The organism is Amycolatopsis coloradensis, from assembly GCF_001953865.1.
Taxonomy (GTDB): domain Bacteria; phylum Actinomycetota; class Actinomycetes; order Mycobacteriales; family Pseudonocardiaceae; genus Amycolatopsis; species Amycolatopsis coloradensis.
The window spans coordinates 1-19390 of sequence record NZ_MQUQ01000023.1; the positions used below are offsets into that span (position 1 = coordinate 1).

12 protein-coding genes and 1 pseudogene are annotated in these 19390 nt (G+C 66.5%); 3 read left to right on the forward strand and 10 right to left on the reverse strand.

Features of this window, described 5'->3' with window-relative positions; translation table 11 throughout:
* Positions 1-268: 268 nt before the first annotated feature.
* The 7 genes from BS329_RS35775 to BS329_RS45280 form a co-directional block, all read right to left on the reverse strand.
* Positions 269-3010: a protein-arginine deiminase family protein gene (locus BS329_RS35775; protein ID WP_076167267.1), complete on the reverse strand. Its 2742-nt coding sequence runs from the start codon at positions 3008-3010 to the stop codon at positions 269-271.
* A 4-nt stretch (positions 3011-3014) separates the two neighbouring features.
* Positions 3015-5822, reverse strand: a complete 2808-nt coding sequence (locus tag BS329_RS35780; RefSeq protein WP_143253331.1) for a hypothetical protein — start codon at positions 5820-5822, stop codon at positions 3015-3017.
* Between the two features lie 806 nt (positions 5823-6628).
* Positions 6629-6868, reverse strand: coding sequence for a hypothetical protein (locus BS329_RS35785; RefSeq protein WP_076167271.1), 240 nt, complete (start codon positions 6866-6868; stop codon positions 6629-6631).
* A 356-nt stretch (positions 6869-7224) separates the two neighbouring features.
* Complete coding sequence (locus BS329_RS44035; RefSeq protein WP_167480055.1) at positions 7225-7383, reverse strand: hypothetical protein; 159 nt, start codon at positions 7381-7383, stop codon at positions 7225-7227.
* A 165-nt stretch (positions 7384-7548) separates the two neighbouring features.
* Complete coding sequence (locus BS329_RS35790) at positions 7549-8232, reverse strand: hypothetical protein (protein WP_076167273.1); 684 nt, start codon at positions 8230-8232, stop codon at positions 7549-7551.
* A 380-nt stretch (positions 8233-8612) separates the two neighbouring features.
* Positions 8613-8975 carry a hypothetical protein gene (locus BS329_RS42990; RefSeq protein ID WP_143253332.1) on the reverse strand — a complete coding sequence of 121 codons (363 nt, stop codon included), beginning with the start codon at positions 8973-8975 and terminating at the stop codon, positions 8613-8615.
* 53 nt (positions 8976-9028) lie between these two features.
* Positions 9029-9163, reverse strand: a complete 135-nt coding sequence (locus BS329_RS45280) for a hypothetical protein (RefSeq protein ID WP_279628244.1) — start codon at positions 9161-9163, stop codon at positions 9029-9031.
* A gap of 167 nt (positions 9164-9330) precedes the next feature.
* Here BS329_RS45280 and BS329_RS35800 point away from each other — a divergent pair, with 167 nt between their 5' ends.
* Positions 9331-9906 (forward strand): DUF3885 domain-containing protein, encoded by a 576-nt coding sequence (locus tag BS329_RS35800; protein ID WP_076167276.1) that lies wholly within the window; start codon positions 9331-9333, stop codon positions 9904-9906.
* Positions 9907-10047: 141 nt separating this feature from the next.
* Here BS329_RS35800 and BS329_RS35805 read toward each other — a convergent pair whose 3' ends face one another.
* Complete coding sequence (locus tag BS329_RS35805) at positions 10048-10860, reverse strand: polysaccharide lyase family 7 protein (protein WP_076167278.1); 813 nt, start codon at positions 10858-10860, stop codon at positions 10048-10050.
* A 68-nt stretch (positions 10861-10928) separates the two neighbouring features.
* Positions 10929-12845, reverse strand: a complete 1917-nt coding sequence (locus BS329_RS42130; RefSeq protein WP_084750602.1) for a protein kinase domain-containing protein — start codon at positions 12843-12845, stop codon at positions 10929-10931.
* Between the two features lie 932 nt (positions 12846-13777).
* Between BS329_RS42130 and BS329_RS35820 the strand changes: the two are divergent.
* A pseudogene (locus BS329_RS35820) lies at positions 13778-14970 on the forward strand (IS110 family RNA-guided transposase).
* A 64-nt stretch (positions 14971-15034) separates the two neighbouring features.
* On the opposite strand, the gene BS329_RS35825 reads toward BS329_RS35820, so the two are convergent.
* On the reverse strand, positions 15035-15361 hold the full coding sequence (locus tag BS329_RS35825; RefSeq protein WP_076167279.1) for a hypothetical protein: 327 nt from the start codon (positions 15359-15361) through the stop codon (positions 15035-15037).
* A gap of 285 nt (positions 15362-15646) precedes the next feature.
* On the opposite strand from BS329_RS35825, the gene BS329_RS35830 reads away from it, so the two are divergent.
* Positions 15647-19390 (forward strand): S1 family peptidase, encoded by a 3744-nt coding sequence (locus BS329_RS35830; protein ID WP_076167281.1) that lies wholly within the window; start codon positions 15647-15649, stop codon positions 19388-19390.

Genomic DNA, 19390 nt, shown 5'->3' on the forward strand with positions numbered 1-19390 from the left:
CCACTGTCTGGGATCAGGGTGTCCGGTCCACAGGGGCAACCTCAGACGACCCGTTTAAGCCGCTTTGCGAGGCAGCTACAACGAACTAGCCAAGGACGAGAAGCAACTTCAGGCGAAGATCACCGCACTGGACGAGGCGGACTCGGCAACACCTCGGGGCCGGACAGCCGATGAACTGCCACTGATCGACGCGCTTCCCTTTGAGGACCACGGCTGCAAGAGCGGCCTGGTCTTCGAAGTCACGTTCCCGGGCCGGATGGCAGGTCGTTCAGCGTCTTGACGCGACTGGTTGAGGTATGGCGGCCTGCCGCCACCACGCCGACGTCCGGTCGGTTCGTGGGCGGCGGATGACGTTGGTGCCGCAGTGGATCGAGCCCAGTCGGATGTGGTAGTACCAGGCATCCACCCACTGGACGGTGAGCCCGAGTGACCTGGCCACTGCATCGGTCCACGCCTCGAACACGTCGACGGTGCCCTCCGGGATGGACAGTTTTCGCCAGCCTGATCGCAGGTTTCCGTTGGGGAAGAACGCGCCGGGGTTCGCCCTGATGATGCGCTTGCGCACCTCTTCCTGCGCAACGCCGGGAAAGCCGTCGGCAAAGGCGTCCGCCAGTGACGCCGCATGGTTGCCGCCGTTGCCGAGGATGAACGCGTCGCGTACCCAGATGTAGGTGCGGTCCAGGCGGCGGGTACGGAGGTCCTTATCGGTGAACGCGCTGGCCTCCACGTCACGGTGGGTCGCCGCGACGTCACGGAGCACCGCCACCGCGTCGGGCACCCGGGCGCGGGGGCCGTACGGGCGCGGCACCAGCAGCCGGTCCCCGACGACTTGCAGGTTCGCCAGGTCCGGAGTGAACGCCTTGGTCGTTCCGGTGGCCTTGTCGAGATTGTCGAAGATCACCGGCAGGCGGAGGATCGGCACGTTGCCGAACGCGTCGGTGAGCCGTTGCTCGATCTCGGTGAGTTGGTTCTCCTCCAGGTCGGCGTTGGTGCCGTCGTCGAAATGCGGCAACTCGAAGATGCTGATGTCCGCCGGGAACGGGCCGAAGCTCTCCCGCTGGGGCGGGTGTGGCAGCGGTATGCGGTGTGCCGAGATCTGGAATGCCGCGTCCGCCTTGGCCAGCTCGGTGTAGATCAACGGCGGCTCGATAGGGTTCATCAGGTCCGGCGAATCGTCGTGCAGCCATTCCTGGCCACGCATGAGCATGGTGACCGGGCTTGTGCCCTTGTCGGTCCGGCGCGGCAGGACCGCCGAGTAGCGGTACGGGTTCGGATACTGCGACCGTTCCAGGATGGACAGCCCGTCCCAGAACCGGTTCGCCAGCGCGTCGATCAGTGCGAACGCCACCGTCGGCGATGCACGCAGCGTGGCGGTGCCGAACCGGTTGCTCTGGGTCGGCACAAACGCCAGCACTTCGTCGACATGACCGACGTCCAACCAGCTGGTGTCGATCTCGACCAGCGGCTGCCCGCCATGCGCCTGGCCGCGCAGGAACGCGAGCAGGTGCGGGTCCATGTCGGTGACCGTCTGCCCCGCCTCGGTGCGGGTCACGTTGCCGACGACGACCTTGCCGAGCGGCGCGTCCCGGGTGGCAGGGCCCACCTCGATGTTGCCGCCGAAGTTGTGCGACGAGTGCAAGGTGCGCAGTCGCTGCGCGAGCCGGTCGGCTTCGGCGGCGGACAGGTCGATGTCGCGTCCCGGGCGATTCGCGGTGACGGGCAGGCGCAGCCGCACGGCAGGTGGCGCCGCCTGGACCACGACCGCCTGGGTGGCCGCGGTGACCTCGGCCTTGGCCAGCGTCTTGACCTGACTCAGCCCGGCCCGGTTGTTCTGCCACAACTGGCTGGTAGCCATCTCGTCGGCGGTTCGCTCCAGCTGGGTCAGCAGGCGTGGCAGGTGGTTGCGTGCGGTGAAGAAGTCCGAGCTGACGCCTGGCAGTTGTTCGTTGCGTGCCGCCGCGGCGGGACCCGTGAGGACGTACCGGATCAGCCTGAGGAGCTTGCGCTCGGCCAGGAAGACCCGCGTCATCACCGTCAATACCCGGTCCGAGTCGGAGAACGCGATCCGGCTCGTCGTGCCGTTCGCGGCGCGCACCTCCAGGTCACGGTGCCAGAACGCGTCGTACACGCCGACGTCGCGGGCCGGGAAGTGGCTGGTGACCAGCGTGCTGAGGTTCTGGTCGCGCAACGCGAGGCTGGTGTCGGCGCGGGTGCGCGGCAGGTGCAGGACCACATACATCCACCCGGCCGGCCCGTGCAGGTAGCCGAGTTGGTACTGGTCCTGGATCCATGCGTCGCCGCCGTGGACGTCGGTGGGCACAGTGACCAGCGGTACTCCGAGCGGGCGCAGGGCAGCGGCGACGTCCCGCACCGCCGGGGTGTTCTCGTGCAGGTGCGGCGCCGCTACCCGAGCGTCGGCGACCTCGCAGATGTACACCCGTCGGGTCTGCCCGCCGTTGTCCATGAACAGCAGCGGCGCGAGCGTGAACTGTCCGGCATCCTGCGGCCCGGCCGCGGAGTCGCAGTCCAGCCGCACCTCGATACCCGGCCCGGGCGGAGCGGCCTGACTCGGGGTGAGCCCGGACAGCGCGGGTGGCGCGCCTGCCAGGTCGGTCGCCTCGAACCGGAGCGCGCCGGGCCCGGTCAGCGGGAACCGGGCCTCACCGCCCGCGCTCGCCGGTGTTACCCGGTGGCTGCCTTCCCACACTGCGAGCCGGGCTGCGTCGGCTGCGTTCATCTTCAGCACGAGCGGACACGGACCACCGGCCGGCGCAGTCTCGACGACCCGAACGTCGCTCGGCTCGTTGTCGGTCGCTGCCTTGCTGGTGCGCGCGGCGTCCACCGTCACCGGTTGCCCAGGGCGCACCACTGTGGGCAGCATCCGGGCATCCACATCCAGGTTGGCCACGAGGATCGCGCCGCGCCCGGTGAGCCGCAGGTCGTGCTCGTCCGGGCGTCCGCTCACCCGCCCGTCACGGTCGTAGTCCGCGTCGAGCCGGTAGGTCACCACTGCACTACTCCTCGGTGGTGGCGTCGGTCGCCGCCAGGTTCACCTGCTTGTTCGACAGCGCGTCCCGCAGCGGCGGCACCTCGTCGACGTTCTGGACCAGCACCAGGTCTGTCGGCATGTTGACCTCCCACGGTTTCGAGCCCGCCGGGTAGGGCACGCCGTTGTCGAGCTTGCCGAGATTCTCGGTGATCTCCTTGACGATCGGCAGGTACAGCGGGTCGTTGACGCTGGGGACGTCGTTGCCGTCCCAGATCACCCCGGTCTGCGCGTAGTAGGCGACGGCCGCCTCGAAGCCCGGCCGGACCGGCACCTGTACCCGTGCGGCGCCGGCCCGCAGGAACGCCGCGAAGTCGGGATCCGGGTCGCTGAGGTTCAACGCGTTGATCCAGCGGGCTCGCCTGCCCCAGAGGTGCGGGTAGCAGATATAGAGGATGTTGTGCCACTCGAAGGCGTTCTCGAAGAACCGGATGAACTTGCCGTTGTCGTAGGCCGCCGGCAGGTTCAGCCTCGGGTCGGTGCCGGGGACCGAGGGCTGGAACGAGTCGAGGTTGAGGTCTGCGTTGCCGGTCAGCATCATGATCAGCCAGCGCTTCAGCTCATCGCGCACGATCCTGACGTTCACCAGCGGGTTGTTGCCGAAAGCCTTGGTGCCCTGTTGCAACTCCGTCTGCGCCTGCCGGTCCTGGTACTCGGCGAGCTGTTGCTGGTAGGCCTGGATGACCGCGTCGTAAACCTGGTGCTGCCACCTCGCGAAGCCCTCGTCGGTCAGCGTGCACTGGACGTCGATACCGATCGCGAACGCCCGGACGTGCAACAGTTTGAAGGCGATCGACAGCTCCTTCTGGTGGGCGTTGAGGGTCTTGCCCTCCGCCCCCCAGAACTCGGTCCGGTCGAAGGAACTGCCACCGACCACGACCCGGAAGGTGTGGCTCTCACCGTCCACCGGGAAGACGTAGTCGGTCTGCACGGTGGCATGGAACGTCTGGTACCCGGCGGGGACGTCCAGCTTGCCTGCCCGGCCGATGTTGACGGTGGCGTCGCTGCCGTCCTGCTTCTCGAAGAAGGCCACGGTCTGGAACTGGGGCGGCGGGGCTGGCACGTTCGCGACCCGGTAGCGGGCCACGTAGTCGTGGTAGTTGGTCCGGGTCAGGTGTGACGGTTTGAGGGCCTGCCCGAAGAAGTCCGGTGGCTGCGGCTTGACCAGGTCGCTGTTCTTCGGCGGGTTCTCCACCAGGGCGTGGAGGAAGTACGCGGCGGGCTCCGGCACGACGAAGTCGAACATCATCCGCTGGCCGTAGTTGAACACCTGGGCGTCGTAGACCTTGTTGAGCCAGCGGTAGATGCCCCGGATGTGCTTGAGCGGGTTGGAGTTGGCGAACGCGTGCCCGTTGGTCTCCTCGAACTCCTCCAGGGTCCGCAGGCGCACCAGACTGCGCACGCTCTCCCTGACCTTCTCCACGGTGCGCTGGGTGACCTCCTGGGAAAACGACGACGCCTTGCGCTGCGCTTCCTCGGTTGAGGACGAGAAGCCGGCCTTCAGGCTGGCAGTGAAGGAGACGGCTGGTCCGTACGACCCGGTCACCTGCAGACCTGCCTCGATCTCGGTTGAGGACTTGACGGTCTTCTGCGCCTCGTTCTGTAGCTCGTTGCGCTGGGTGCTGGAGAGGTCGCGTTCCTTCTCGGTTTCCGACTCCGACTCGGTCTCGGTGACCTGTTCTCTCTGGGAAAGCCGCCTGGTGTTGCGTTCCCGGGTCTCGCCCGACATCACGTTCTCGATGTGCGCGAACTCGCCGAGCTCGTACGCCTTGATCTTCTGCCGCAGGACCAACAGGTCGGCCACCCCGGCCTGGAAGCTGCCGGTGGGTGGGACAGCCTGGACCGCCATTGACTGCTTGAACTCCGCGACGTCCACCATCCCGCCGGTGAAGCTTACGACCGGACCTGTCGTGCGGGTACTTGCGGACTGGATCTCGGCCTCGATCAGTGCGATCGCGCGCACCGGATCCAGTACGTCTCGGGCGAGGCCGAGCCGCTCGGCCACCTCGCGCGTCGACTGGCTCAGTCCGGTCAGTGCATCGGGTGTCAACCGGAGTCCCGGCGTCGACGAGCGGCGTGTCGGCGAGCCAGGGGTGTCGGGTCCGTGGTCCGCCTCGGGTGCGGCGGCCTGATATCGGTCGTCCAGGACGAGTGCCGCGATCTCGCGGTGCGCGGTGTCCAGCGCCGAGAGCCAGTCCCGCTCCGGCTCAGCTCGGACCGTGGGAGGCGACACGGGGATCGGAGCGCGGCGAACCAGGTCGGGCAGCATGACCGGAGTCCGGGCGAGGTACTCCCGCACCGGCTCGCCGGGGGCCTGACCTTCGGTGACGGCCCGCGCCAGCGCGATCGCCTTGAGCGCGCGGGTGTCCGACTCGGCGCCCGGCTCACCGAGCAGCGCGCCGGCCACCAGCGCGTCCGCCGCCCGGGTCTCAGCGGCCCGGAACTCGTCGCTGGTCACCAGGTCGGCCAGCGACCTCCCGTAGACCTCCTGCGCGGTCGCATCGAGGTCGACGTCGGCCACCGTCCGGTCCTCGGCTTCGTCCAGCCTGGCGAGCAGCGGGCTCACGTCCACTTCGTCCGCCGGGTGTTCCGTGCCGTGCTCACGCGCCAACTGTGCCAACGACTCCCGGTCCTGGCCCGCGTCGGCGGCCTCCCTGAGCCGCTGGAACAACGGTGACTCCACGCCCGTCTCGCCGACCACCACACCCGCGGCCGTCGGCGGCGGAAGTTTCGCCGGCCGGACCATCACAAAGCGAAGAACACCCTCAGCAGCCACTTCGTCCTCCCTCAATCAGGGTGGGGCTCCGAACTCACGGTAAATCTGTGGTGATGGCGTGGACATGGCCAAAGGGGCGACCAGATGGGCAGGCTGAGCCGCCCCGAAGCTTCCGGACAGTGGATCGACCGAGGCCCACCCGCACTTCCCTAAGTGGCTGCAAACATCGCGGCCACAACTCTGCGAGACTGACAATCTATGAAAACATTCGATGTCTGGGTGAGAGCGCCATGAGCGCCCTAGTGGCACGTTTCTATAGTGGTGGCGTTTTTTAATTACCACTTCACCAAGGCGCTCAACGGCGAAGCCGACCCGCAGCCGCCACCAGCCTATTGCGGGAGCGCAATGCCTGCTACCGAACTCACATCGAGGCAGAAACGTTTTGCCTAAGAGATCGACGCCGACAAGTCACGCCCCGAATATCAGCGCTTACTCAAACGGCGATCAGGGCGAACTGGGAGCGAGAAGTATTTCGTCGAACTCCTCCCGAGAACGATCAGCGCGGCCGCAAACCCAGTTCGCCCTGCGCTGAATAGGCTCGACACCCACTGTCCGGTGTGGCCTGCGCCTCTTGTCCTCGATCTGACACGGGCAGCCCACATTCCACCTGATCCACTCTGGTGCGGGCGCCGGAGACTGACGCTAACGGCGAGATCCACCGGCGTCGCGACTCGGCTACCACGGCACAGCCGCGCCAAGCGCCTCACCACCACAGCAAGGCCGCTTCAACCTGGGCCCAGACCGGGCTTCCTCTGCGTGGTAGGGGTTCGCGTATGGCGCTGGTGCCCCATCGGTCCAGCGGCCAGTCATACCGCGTCAATTGAGGCGGTGGCCTGCACCACCCTCAACAACCGGCCCATAGCCATCACCGCCAGCTTGGACAGTACCGCCCAGGTGAGGGACCTCGTCACCGGCGAAAACGTCACCACCTTCACCCGCCACAACAATGCCGCAGCCGTTGCTTGCGGCATCCTCAACGACCAACCCATCGCCATCACCAGCGGATTGGATGACAGGGTAAGGTCTGGGACCCTGCCACCGGGCACGACATCGCCACCTTTGACTTCCGCGCAACCCGCGCCGCAGCTGTTGGGCCGTGCGGCGAACTCCTGTGTACAACGGGCTAGGATCTCGTCGTGTTCGACCGCATTGCACGATCCTGGTCGTCATAGTCGCCACAGAGGTACAACAAGTCATAGCTACCACCGCCGCCGAAGCCTGGAAGATTCAAAGTGGAGCCTTCGCTCCAACAGTCAGCCCTGGCCTCCGGTGCTCCGGTAATCGACTGCTTCTAGACAAACCTGCACGAGATCATGATCCGGCTCGGTCTCGGCGAGGTCGTCAGTCGCCAAACGCGCGAGGGCGAGCACCAGATAGCAGAGGACAAGTCGATCTCAGAAGTTCAGGCCATCGTGTCGTCGTGCTCGTCCCCGACCGGGAACGGCTGGGCAGACTCGACCCCAGACTGATCCGGGTACATGACCGCCGACACTGCGGTTTCGTAGGCATCGTTGAGGCTGGCTCCGCTTGTCCCCAGGATGGCTTCCCAGTCGAATCCCATGGCGGCAACTCTATCCGTACTCGTCCAGGATCCGAGCGACACGGGCGTTCACCTCATCCGCCCGGGCGAGGATGGCTGCCTCCTCGTCAGCCGTGATACCGCGTTGTCTGCCGACCGACTCTGACTCGGCGCGGCGATGCGGCGTGTCGCGACTCGCGATCAGAGTCACCATCGCCCGCACCAGGCCTGACAGCGACGACGGGTGCATTGAGCCGTACGGGTCGACGTAGCCCCACTGGTCGATCGCCGGCAGAAGATTCGCCTGTTCAGGCCAGGCCAGGCCAACCAGTCCGGGCTCGGATCGTCGAGCTCGTGACGGTGACGTTCCCCCGCCGGCGTGTCCCGCCGTTGCCCCAGCTCCCGGAGCGCCCCCTGCGACCAGCCGTTGTTCGTACCGATGATGTCCAGCCACGACCACACGGCACACGCCGGGCACGACGCTTCCTCGTCAGCCCGCCCGATATCCGGGCGCAGTTCGCGCAGCCGCTGTGCGGTGAGGTCGCGGACCTGGCCCCGGCTCAGCCCCAGGCCGCCCTGGTCCGGCGGCGCCAGCAGCACCGCGGAGAACAACAACCTGCGCAACCGCAGCCGCGCGATCCAGCCGGTGTCCGGATCGTTGATCCGGCTTGTGCCTCCGTGCACAAGCCGCTCGAGTGCGAACGCGTCGTCCCGCAGGGCGGGCGGCCAGGTCGGCGCGGCCGCCGGGGACCTCAGCGCGCTGAGCAGCTTTTGTGACGGCGCGGCCTGCCGGGCGAACTCCTCAAGTACAGCCTCGTCCCGAATGTCGACTCGGTTGCCGGTGACCACACACCAGTCGAGCCACAGATCAGGCAGCGCCGCGTCGGTCATCGTTCCAGCCTGCCAGCAGCCGGAACCTCGTAGTTCGATCTTGTGAGCGTTCCCGACCAGTCGTCAGGTTCGCCGACGAACAGGCCATTCAGGGCGCCGGATGGCACTCCCAAGCCGAATCCGACCTGGTCGCCGTCCCTGGCCCCGACGCACCGCCCGTATAAGAAGGGTGTCGCCCAGGCCGACGGCGACCCGGAGCTGCTGACATCACCCGACCCTGTGGCCGTTCGTGCTGGTCTTCCACATCGACAGCTCGCCGCGGACCGTCTCCTGCAGGTCGAGTCTATTCGAGATATCGCCTCTGGACTCGCCGACGGGGGTAGATCTGGCTGAGATTTACCCAGACCGAACGAGGAGGCCGGAAGCCCCGGAAGGTCTTCTCACCCAGCGCCCGTGGACTCGACATGGAGCCGGACGCGTCCTATGAACAACCGGTGCTCCTCGGCCAGATAGCGGTCCAGTTGATCGAAGTCGTCACCGGTCCACGGGTCCATCCCGCACGTGACCATGATGAATCCCTGTTCGACGGCCGCAGCTACCCATTCGGAGCCGACTGGGCGGTAGAGGTCACCGGACCCGCCGTAGAGCACATGCGCCACGTCGCCGACGAGTACAAGGCGCGTGAGGTGCTCCGCCACTGCGGGCGGCGAGCCGGGAAGATCAGCAACGGCCACCAGGCCCAGCGCCTCGGCGACTAGCGGTATCGCCTCACTGGTCGCGATGGTGGCGGGCGACAGGAGCAAATGTCCGACGTCGCGGTGATTGGTCGGGTGTGCGGCAACCCAAGGAGTGAGGTTCAGGCCGCGAGGATCTGCCGGAGGAAGGTCAGGGTGAGATCGATGCCCTCGACCTCACCAAGCCACGCTTCGTGCTGCGCGCGGGGGCGGCGAGCCAGCAGGTCATCCTCGATCTCATCCAGCCGAGGCAGCATTTTCGGTTTGATGTTGAGGAGCTCCCACCGCTCGTCTTCGCCCAGCCATGCCGATGAGCGGATAAGAAGCTGCGTAAAGAGGGCCCCGCGCGTAGGTTCATCGGGCTCGGTCGATCCGGTGGCAGGCGGAGCCTCAGCCCGACTGGCAGTTGGAGAAGGGTGACCGTGTGTCGGACGACGACCTATCAGCGCTGTGGCAGCAGCAGTGGCCCGGGTGCCCTCCCTTGTCCCACATGTTGAACCGCGCCTTCCCTGATCGGTGGGTACGTTTCCACAGCCTGCCGGAGTCCAAGCGTTATCCCGACCACGACGCCGAGTACGACGTCGTACTGCATCGCCACAACTCGATCCTCGACGAGCTGTTCCAAGGGCAAGACATACGAATCATCACCACCCACTGGTCCGACGATCCGGAGCCGCAGGCGATGTCGCCACGGCGCGCACGTCAGCTTCCAGGCGCTCGCCACTGGAGATCCCTGCTCGACGACGAAGACGACACCGACCCCCGCTACGCCCATCTGTACGTCGACCGCACGACCTGGCAGCCCGGTTTGCTGGATGACCTGCTCCGCGACGTGGCCGACGAAGTTGTCGCCGATGTGATGATCACCAATCTGTCCGTCGACCGGATACACGCACCCTACGACGGAGGCGCCGACGTCCTGCTGCCCACGACCGCCGAACGTGACATCGTGAAACGCCGACACATCGATTGGCTCTCCGTTCATTCCCACGGCTACTGACGGCCCGACGTCGGGAGTCGCGCTTCCCGCTGCGGTGGGGGTCGTCCTCGGCAGGTGTCCAGGAGGAGCGGCCGTACATCGGGCCTGCGCCGCTGTCATCGGCTGTCGTGTTCCATTTCCGGTATCCGGTCGGATCGTCGCTCATCGGCGTCCGGGCCAACTATTCGGTGCGTTCGTGAGGGGCTCGCCCTGGTTGTGGGTCACGCTGATCCGGTAGATGGTCACCTGCCCGTGGTTGCGGTCCGCGCATGGTGCCGAGTTGGTGCAGTTGGCCTGCGTGTACGCGCCCGCCTTGAAATAGCCGCCGGCGAACGCGGCGGGAAAACTCGCTTGCAGTGTCCCGTTGTAGTAGGCGTTGATCCGGTCGCCACGCACCACGTACTTCGCCTGGAAACGGGTGCCCAGCAGATAGTTCGCGGTGATGAGCCGGTAGTGCGGGTCGTCGCCCCTGGTGAGGTAGAGGTCGGTGCCCTCGAGCCGGAACGCGGAGAGGTCGTCGTCCGCGTCGTGGATCTGCGCGCCGACCACGTGGGGCTTGTCCGCGGGGAGACGGTCGAACGATTCGTCGACGGTCAGCGTATGTGTGCCTGTGGTGGACGACCAAGAGGCGGGCGTGGTGCCGCCGGTCATCTCGCGCAGTTCCGATCGGCCGTATCTGCTGTTGGGCGTGGTCGTCGCGGTGACGGCGCTGCGGAACCGGACGCCGCGGCACGCGGGTGTGGGGACGAACCATTCGTGGAGCCGGTAGGTGTTCAGCGCGGGCTGGGTGACGTCCAGCGGCTGGGTGCCGGGCTGGGCGGGGTCGTCGACCGGGACGGTGATCTTCCAGTTCTCCAGGTCCAGCACTTGGGCCGGATACACACAGCGGCCGGACGGGCTCGCGGCGGCGGTTCCCGGCGCGGCGACCGAGCCTGCCAAAACGACCAGCGCGGCGAGTACGCGGATTCGCCTCATGGCTTCACTCCAAGGGGCTTTGAGGGACGCTCGGCCCCTCGGACCGCGCGGTAGGAAACGGTGATGGTTCACGGCTCATGGGTCACGGTCAAACCGTAGACGATGGCCTCGCCGTAGTTGCCGGGATCGCAAGGCAAAGAGTCGCGGCAGTTCGCGAGTGTCTTGGCACCGGCGCGGAAATGCCCGGCGGTGAACTCCGCCGGGATCGTGTCCCACAGGTTTTCGTTGTAGTGTGCCTTGATCGTTCCGCCGCCGACCACGAACTTCAGCCGGAACCGGGTGCCGAGGCGGTAGTTGTCGGTGACGAGCTTGTACTTGGAATTGTCACCTCTGGTCAGGAAGAGCCTGGTGCCTTTCAACTGGAACGAGGTCAGGTCACCGTTGACGTCGTTGACCTGACCGGTGACCACGGCTTCCTTCGAGTTGGGCAGGTGGGTCACCGCCACGTCCATCGTCAGGGTGTGGGTTCCCGAGCCGGACGACCATGCGGCGGGTGCCTTTCCGTCGGCCGTCATCTCGTAGAGCTGTGACCTCGGGTGCTTGCTGGTGATGGGTTCCGGCACCCCGTCGACCGCGCTGCGGAACCGGAGGCCGTCGCACGCGGCGGTGGGGCCGAACCACCGATCGGTGTAGCCGTCGAGCGCGGGCTGGGTGATCTCGTTCGCCCGCTTGTCGGGGGTGCCGGGATCGGCGGTGGGCAGGACGAGTTTCCAGTTGGCGAGACCCAGCACCTTCCCGGGTGTGCACGGCGTGCTGCCGTGGACGTCGGCCTCGGTGAGGGAGTTCCACTCGTTCTCGTCGTTGCCGTGCCCGACGATGCGGACGTAGCGGGCTTGGACCTGCGAGATGAAGTACGGCAGTTGGCCCGGTTCGAGACGGCTCCGCACCCTGGCGGCCGCGGTGACCCAGCCGGTGCCGTCCATGGAGGTCTGGATGTCGAAGGTCGTGACCCGTGATTCGCCGAGAAGCCAGGCGATGCTCACCGCGGTGACGGTCTGCGGCGAGCCGAGGTCGTAGGTGATCGACTGCTGGTCGCCGGGTGCCGCCCACCTGGTGTCCGGATTGTCGTCGATGCTGTCGCCCGGCTGGTTCGTCCCGTCGCTGGTGGTCGCTCGCACGGCTTTCACCGCGAGGTTCGCCGCCGTCACGGCCGGGGTGGCAGGTGCCTCCGGTGTGTCCGGCGTCGTGGTCAGCGCCGCCACCGTGCCGGCGCCTGCCGCCAGAATCGCCACCGTGCCGAGAGTGGCGAGCTTGACCGCGTGCCGGGGCAGCGCGCGTTTCCCGTTCGCCTCTTTTCGCAGCCAGGCGGCGGTTTCCGAGGCGGACGGCCGGCAGGTCGGATCAAGGGCGGTCAGCTTGGCCAGTATGGCGGCGAATCGGTCGTCACCGCCGCGGACGGTTTCGCGCAGGGTGGCACCCAGTGAGTAGATGTCGGAGGCGGGGGAAACGGGAATCCCGTCCGCCAGTTCCGGTGCGAAGTACGCCGGTGTGCCCGCCACGTTTTCCGATCCGGTCACCGTGAGTCTCGACCACACCGCGACGCCCAGGTCGGCGAGTTTCGCGTTTCCGTCCTCGGTCACCAGGATGTTCCCCGGCTTGATGTCGCGGTGCACGATCGCCTTGGCGTGCATGGCCGCAAGCCCTGTCGCGACCTGCGCGCCGATATGGGCGGCGGCGCGTGGGGACAGCCTGCCGTCTTCGGTGAGGATCCTGGCCAGGCTCCGCGACGGCAGGTATTCCATGACCAGCCAGTGCTCACCGTCTTCGGAGATGACGTCGAAGACGGTCACCACGTTCGGATGCTGAAGGCCTGCCCCGATGCGCGCTTCGCGGCTCATCTGTTCACCGTCGCCCGTACTGGTCTGTTTCAGCGCGACCGTGCGGCGCAGTTCGAGATCGGCAGCGCGCCAGACGATGCCCATGCCGCCCGCGCCCACGTCTTCTTCGAGCCGGTACCTGCCGCCGATCACATCCCCACCCCGCATGACGATAACTCTATCGGTGATTGGGGCAGTGAATCGCAGGATACGACATTCGTGAAAGAACAACGGATTAGGCCAAATGTGTCAGGAAGAGCGACCGGTCGTCGATGGACGCGATCGCCAATGCCGGGGGCAGTCGGAAAGGATCGGTGGGTTCGCTGTGCGAGCACGCCGTTGGTAGCGCTGGTCCAGTGGGAAACTGGGTTGGCCCCGATGGTCTTCGTCTCGCTGGCCGACAGGCGGGTCGTATGTCGATTCCTCATTCTCGCCGCGGCTTCCTTAGAATGAGGTCCGCGGCCACCGCCGGTGCGGCGTCCCTCGGCATCGCGGGCACCGCACAAGCCGCCGAGCCGACGCGGATCAACCGGTGCGGAACCCCGCCCCCGCCGGGACCGCCGCCGGCTACCGGGCGGTGGCCGATTCCCAGGTTCTTTGATCTCTGTCGAGAACATCGCCGACCATGAGCCGAGCCGGTTGCTGATCATGCCGCCCGGACACTATTCCTTGAGCTGTACACGACACACGGACTTCGTCGTATCCCGGTGGTGTCGCCGCGGCCCAGTCGAGTGGGTCCCGATCACGGAGTGGCCGCGCGGCCGTCGGGCAGAGAGGTCGTCACAGTGGTCAAGATGGGCTGGGGCTGGTTGTCGCGCTGGCTGACGACGGCCCTGCAGCGAAGGCAAGCCACACGCCGCAACGACCCCGTTACCTTCTTCGTAGCTCCTGATCAAGGAGTTCGTGGTCGCCAGGCCCGGCATGACTTAAGTCCCCCTGTCGATTCCATGATCCGGGGGGTGGTGTCACCGGGTTTGGTGGCATCGAGGGACCGCTGATAGGGACACGGCCGCCCGTTGGGTAGGTCTCGTCGTAACGTGGCTGCCGGCTTTTGATGCTCGACTGGCGAACCACGCGCGACGATACGGAAGACACTTCACGTGAACTACAGCTACAGCGTGTTCCTCGGGCTCGACGTCGGCAAAGGTGAGTATCACGCCGTCGGCCTGGACCCCGCCGGCAAGCGGCTGCACGACGCGCCGCTGCCCAACACCGAACCCAAACTGCGGGCGATGTTCGACAAACTCGCCGCTCACGGGCCGATCCTGGTCGTCGTCGACCAGCCCGCGACCAACGGCGCCCTGCCAGTCGCGGTCGCCCGCGCCTGCGGCCACGACGTGGCTACCTGCCAGGATTGGCGATGCGCCGCATCGCCGACCTCTACCCTGGCAACGCCAAAACCGACGCCCGCGACGCCTACGTCATCGCCGACGCCGCGCGCACCCTGCCGCACACGCTGCGCCACCTCAACGTCGATGACGACGCACTGGCCGAGCTGGATGTGCTCATCGGCTACGACGATGATCTCGCCGCCGAGGCGACCCGGATCAGCAACCGCATCCGCGGGCTGCTCACCGGCATCCACCCCGCCCTCGAACGCGTCCTCGGCCCGAAAGTCAGCCACCCGGCCGTGCTGGAGATCCTGATCCGCTGCGGCGGGCCGATCGGGATCCGCAAGGCCGGGCGCCGCAAACTGGCCTCCATCGCGACCAAGAACGCCCCGCGCATGGGCGCCACACTGGTCGAGAACATCCTCGCCGCGCTGGACGAGCAGACCGTCACCGTCGCCGGAACCACCGCAGCGGACAAGATCCTCCCGCGTCTGGCTGAAAGCCTCAAAACCGTTCTGACACAACGAAAGAACGTCGCCAGCGAGGTCGAGGAGATCCTCGATGCGCACCCTCTCGCCCAGGTCCTGACCTCGATGCCCGGCATCGGAGTCAGGACCTCCGCCCGCATCCTGCTCGAGATCGGCGACGCCTCCGGCTTCAAATCCTCCGGACACCTCGCCGCCTACGCCGGGATCGCGCCGGTCACTCACCGATCTGGCAGCAGCATCCGCGGCGAACACCCGGCCAGAACAGGCAACCGCAAGCTCAAACGCGCGTTCTTCCTCGCCGCCTTCGCCGCCTTGTCCGACCCCACCAGCCGGGCCTACTACGACCACAAAAGAGCCGAAGGCAAGAAACACAACGCCGCCCTCATCTGCCTCGCCCGACGACGCTGCGACGTGCTATTCGCCATGCTCCACAACAAGACCCACTACCAGCACCCCGAACCCCAAGCGGCTTGACAACTTCCATAGGGACACCCCCCGGACCAGCGGAACGCCGTCCAGATCTGCATCCCGCAGGTCCTCACCAGCCACGTTGGTGAGCAGCGCGCACCCGATCGATCCCAACGACGAACCGCTCACGCTCCTCCGGGCCCGAAGAAGGCACCGGGACTGCCTGCGGCGCCGAAGCCAGCGCGGTACTGAGGGCACGAGAGAACTGGCTGATCACGTTGTTAACAAACGGCATGCCACTGACGGTTTCCAGGAGTCGGGAGACCGCGAACAGGCGTGCGTCGGCCTCCTCGCGAACACGCGTGCCGCGCGCCGCCAGCGCGTCGAGGTCGGCGAGACCAGGCCGAACTTCCAATCCACGACGCAACTCCGCGATCGGGCCCAGGTCAACTCTCATACGGAAGCCCAGCTCAGTTGCACGACGTGGGGCAGCGCGTGCCGCCACCAGGTGCCTGAACGCGGTCCATGCCTCCCGATAGAGACTGCTGGCCAGATCCCGCAGGAAGTCGATACCCTCCCTCGCCCTGATCCAGGTGCCCAGTCACAGCAGCCACTTGGAGCCTCTCATCCAATTCAGCCGCCGTCCGGTACACCGCCGCGGCCGCGTGCAGCGGGTCCAGCACACGGTCAGGCAGGAAACGACGGACTCCTAAGCGCTGCTTGGGCAGAAGACGTCAACTCGATGACCGTTCTCCGTTCCGGGCCGATGAACCGGTTCGTGCCGTTGGGTAACAGCTCTGGCCACGGCCTGGAGTTCGACGTCGAACCTGCGATAATGGTGCGCCTTCAGGGGAGGTGGCAGGTGCTTGCTTCGACGTGGGCCACTGTCGAGCTGCTCAGCCTGCCGCTCGTGACGCCGTCCGGTGCGGGACGGGGCACCGGATTCTTCGTGGCCCCAGGCCTGCTTCTCACCAGTGGAGATGTCATCGCGGAGGGACTCCCCCTGGTCGATGACGACCTCTTCCTGCGGACCGTGCCCCAAGCCACCGACTTCGACCTCATCAGCGATCCCGCTGATGAGGAGTTCGCGCTACTGCGTGCTTCTGACCGGCAGAGCGGACCGTACGCGGCGCTGTCGGACGACGTCGCCGTCGGCGACACTCTTCAGGTCTTCGGCTTCGCCGTCGGCGATCCCAGGAAGCTCCTCACCGCGTCTCTCCGATTGTCCGAGCCTTCCCAGTTCACCGTGGTGGACGGGAGGATCGAAGCAGGCTTCAGCGGCGGACCGGTGGTGAACGGGCGAACAGGTGCCGTATGCGGCGTGGCGCGGTACGAGAGCGGTACCGCCAGGGTGATGCCGATCAGCGATATGCTCCAGCGCTTCCCCGGCTTTTGTCCTGCTCCGCGCTTTTCCCATCGATGGCTGGAACTGCTCGACGACGAACAGCGTGAGGCTCTACGAAGCCGACGCCCCGGCGCGTCTCGGTTGGCTGAGTATCAAACAGCGATCGCGGGGTCTGGCGCGAGACCGTTGCTCGGAGACATGCTCGGGGTGACCGCTCCAGCCATCAAGATCCGGCTGCGCTCCGATGACCGACGGGATCCCGTGGTCACCGAGATCCAGCAGGACCACCTGATTCTCCATCCGGACGCCCAGCTCGTCGGCGGCAAGGGAGCGGGAAAATCCAGCATGCTCCGGCAACTCACAGTCATGCTGGCAGGTCAGCGAATCCGCGGTGAAGGCGAACTCGTGCCCGTTCCGGTAAAGGCCAAGGCACTGGCGACCCACGGCACGGTGCCCGAGCTTCTCGCCAAAGGGGTGGCCGACGGTGCCGATCTCGATCTGAGCCTGGACGCGCTGACCGCCTTGTTCGCGGAACCACCCTTCGACGGCGGCCGATGGTTCGTGCTCGTCGACGGATTCTCGGAGGTGCGCGACCCCCAATGGTCGAAGATGGTGCTGCAGCGGATCCGGCGAGAGCGCGACGACGGCAAGTACGCTTTCCTTCTGGCGGCGGATTCGCTGAGCCGGCACGAGCTGGACGCCATCTCCCGCGACGGGCGAGATCCGACGTACGCGCTCGGCGCTCTCGGCGATGGAGAGCTCTTGTCACTGGCCGAGAAGTGGCTGCGCGAGCTCGACGTACCCCGCGGAGCGGCCTCGGCGACAGGATTCCTCGAACGCGTCGCCGAAGCCAGGGCCAGTGAGCTGGCCGCGCTGCCGTTACCCGCGACCATGTTCGCCGTCCTGTACACGGCGGAGCCGGGCCGAGCCTTGCCACAGAACAAAGCTGCACTCTACGGCGCGTTCATCGGCCTACTCCTCGAACGCCGGCTGCCTGGACGGGAGTACCTGCTCGAGCCCATCGTCGAGGTGCTCAAGGAACTCGCCTGCGCGGGCCCAGAACCGGGTCGTCTGTCCGTTCCGGCCAACGACGATTTCGACCAGAACGCCCTGTCCACGAGACGGTGGCCGCACCTCGTGCACGACCTTCTGACCGGCAGCGGACTTATTGCCGACGTTCAAAACGAGTTCCTGGTCGATCGCCAGGCAGGCAGCGTGGTCTTCACCGACGAGACGGTCCGTGACTACCTGATGGCTTGCCGCCTCGCGGATCAGCACCCGAATCCGAGTCGTCTCAAGGCAAGCCGAGTCCTGGAGCCGTCGGGCGGCCTCGACACGGTCAAGGCGTTCCTTGTCGGCATCTGGGCCGCTGAAGAGAAGAACATTGCCAGACCCCTGCTGCGTCTGCTCAAACGCCGGAACCCGGTCGCGGCCTATCGATTCGTCGCCGATCTCCCCAGCCAGGGAATATCCCTTCCACCCACCGTTCGCAAGACCTTGAGCAAACGGCTTTCCGAGCGAGTCGCCAGTGTGCGCGCGGTGCATACCGAGCGGAGAGAAGCGGGAGCGATACTCCGCCGGTTGGACAAAAGCGCCGCCATCCGAGTGTACGAGACGCTCGCGAGATTGCAGCCAGAGGACGCGCGTGCCTACGAAGCGATCGATATCCTGCTGGAGCACGCCCCTTCCCTGGCTGTCTCGAGCCTGCTCTCCAAGTGCAAAGACCGCAGGATAAACGCCTGGCAGAAGCTGCTTTTCGCCAGGATGCTGTATGACGCGAACGCCGCACAAGGAATGCATTGGCTGACGCTTCTCGTGCGCAATGGCCCGGATGACGTCTGGCCCGAGGCCGTCCAGGTGGTCAGCACCTTCGATCGCGAGCACGGTATTCTTCTTCTGCAGGAGAAGATCGCCACGGCCGTCCGGGACTCGCAACGACTACAGGCAGCCCAGTTACTGATGTCTTTCGATCCTGACCTGGGCACCGCGGAGCTGTCTCAGCTCGCTCGGGGTCAAGGCATCGAGCCACAGGTGCGGTTGGCGGCGGCCGTCGTGGCCATGCCCCGCCTCCCGGACAATGGAGCCGGGCTCTTCGCCCATCTTGCCGGCGAAGACCGGCTGGACCCGGAAATCCGGATCAAAGCGTGCGAGCACTTGGGCGATGACGATCGAGCCGTCCGCGTGCTCGGCATCTTGGCGACGGACAGCACTGTCGAAGCCGCCATCCGCTGCACGGCCGCCGAGCTTCACTTCCGGCTCAGACCGGACAGTGGACTTCCGATGCTGCTGGATCTCATCGCCGATCCGCGACTGGGTCACAGCCGGATCGCGGCGGCACGAGCGGTGGGCCGCCAAGAGCGGGACCACGCAGCCGGTCTACTGGCCGGACTCGCCGCTGATCAGGCGAACGACGTGACACTACGGCGAGGTGCCGGGCTGGCCTTGGTGGAATTCGACAAGGCGGCCGCGGCGGCAGTGCTGACACGCTTGGCCAAGGCCGGGGGCGGAACTCACCGTCTCGCGACGGCGGTCGCGCTGGCCGGGGTCGACCAGCAGGCAGGCATCGACGTGCTCTGGGCGATCATCCGCAGCTTCGCTCAGCTCGAGACAAGGGAAAAGGCGGCCGCGGAACTCACCAAACTCGATCGCGGCGACGGGCAGGCGGCATACGGCTTGCTGGTGGACGACCTGCGGCTCCCCGTCGACACGAGGATTCGGCTTAGCAGGTTATTGGCACGCTACGACAAGGCAGCGGCGATCGCGGCCGTGCGAAGGATCGTGGACTCTCCGATAGCGACACAGAGACAGCGATCGGCCGCCTTGACGCAACTGGGGCAGTTCAGCCCCCGGGAAGCCATTGCGCTTCGGTCCAAGCAGGCGAACGCTTCTGCGGCGCCACCCACGAGCACACGCGAACTGGATAAGCTGGCGAAGCTCAGCAAGCCACGGCAGGTCAAGGCGTACAACGAGCGAATCGGCAACGCCAAACTCGATGCTTCCGACCGGTTGGAGGCCGCGGACCGACTCACCTCGTTGAGCCCCAAGGATGCGCGAGCCGGGTTCGAATTGATCGAGGCGGACCGAAAGGTGCCGAAGAAATTCAGGGACAAAGCGGCCAAGGCCGCGCGCAAGATTCGCTGA

Bases quoted from the DNA above. Each gene is read 5' to 3' on its own strand.
- BS329_RS35790 (WP_076167273.1), bottom strand. From the start codon at position 8,232: ATGACCGACGCGGCGCTGCCTGATCTGTGGCTCGACTGGTGTGTGGTC.
- BS329_RS35805 (WP_076167278.1), bottom strand. From the start codon at position 10,860: ATGAGGCGAATCCGCGTACTCGCCGCGCTGGTCGTTTTGGCAGGCTCG.
- BS329_RS45280 (WP_279628244.1), bottom strand. From the start codon at position 9,163: ATGCTGCCTCGGCTGGATGAGATCGAGGATGACCTGCTGGCTCGCCGC.
- BS329_RS35825 (WP_076167279.1), bottom strand. From the start codon at position 15,361: ATGAGAGTTGACCTGGGCCCGATCGCGGAGTTGCGTCGTGGATTGGAA.
- BS329_RS42130 (WP_084750602.1), bottom strand. From the start codon at position 12,845: ATGCGGGGTGGGGATGTGATCGGCGGCAGGTACCGGCTCGAAGAAGAC.
- BS329_RS35830 (WP_076167281.1), top strand. From the start codon at position 15,647: ATGACCGTTCTCCGTTCCGGGCCGATGAACCGGTTCGTGCCGTTGGGT.
- BS329_RS44035 (WP_167480055.1), bottom strand. From the start codon at position 7,383: ATGGGATTCGACTGGGAAGCCATCCTGGGGACAAGCGGAGCCAGCCTC.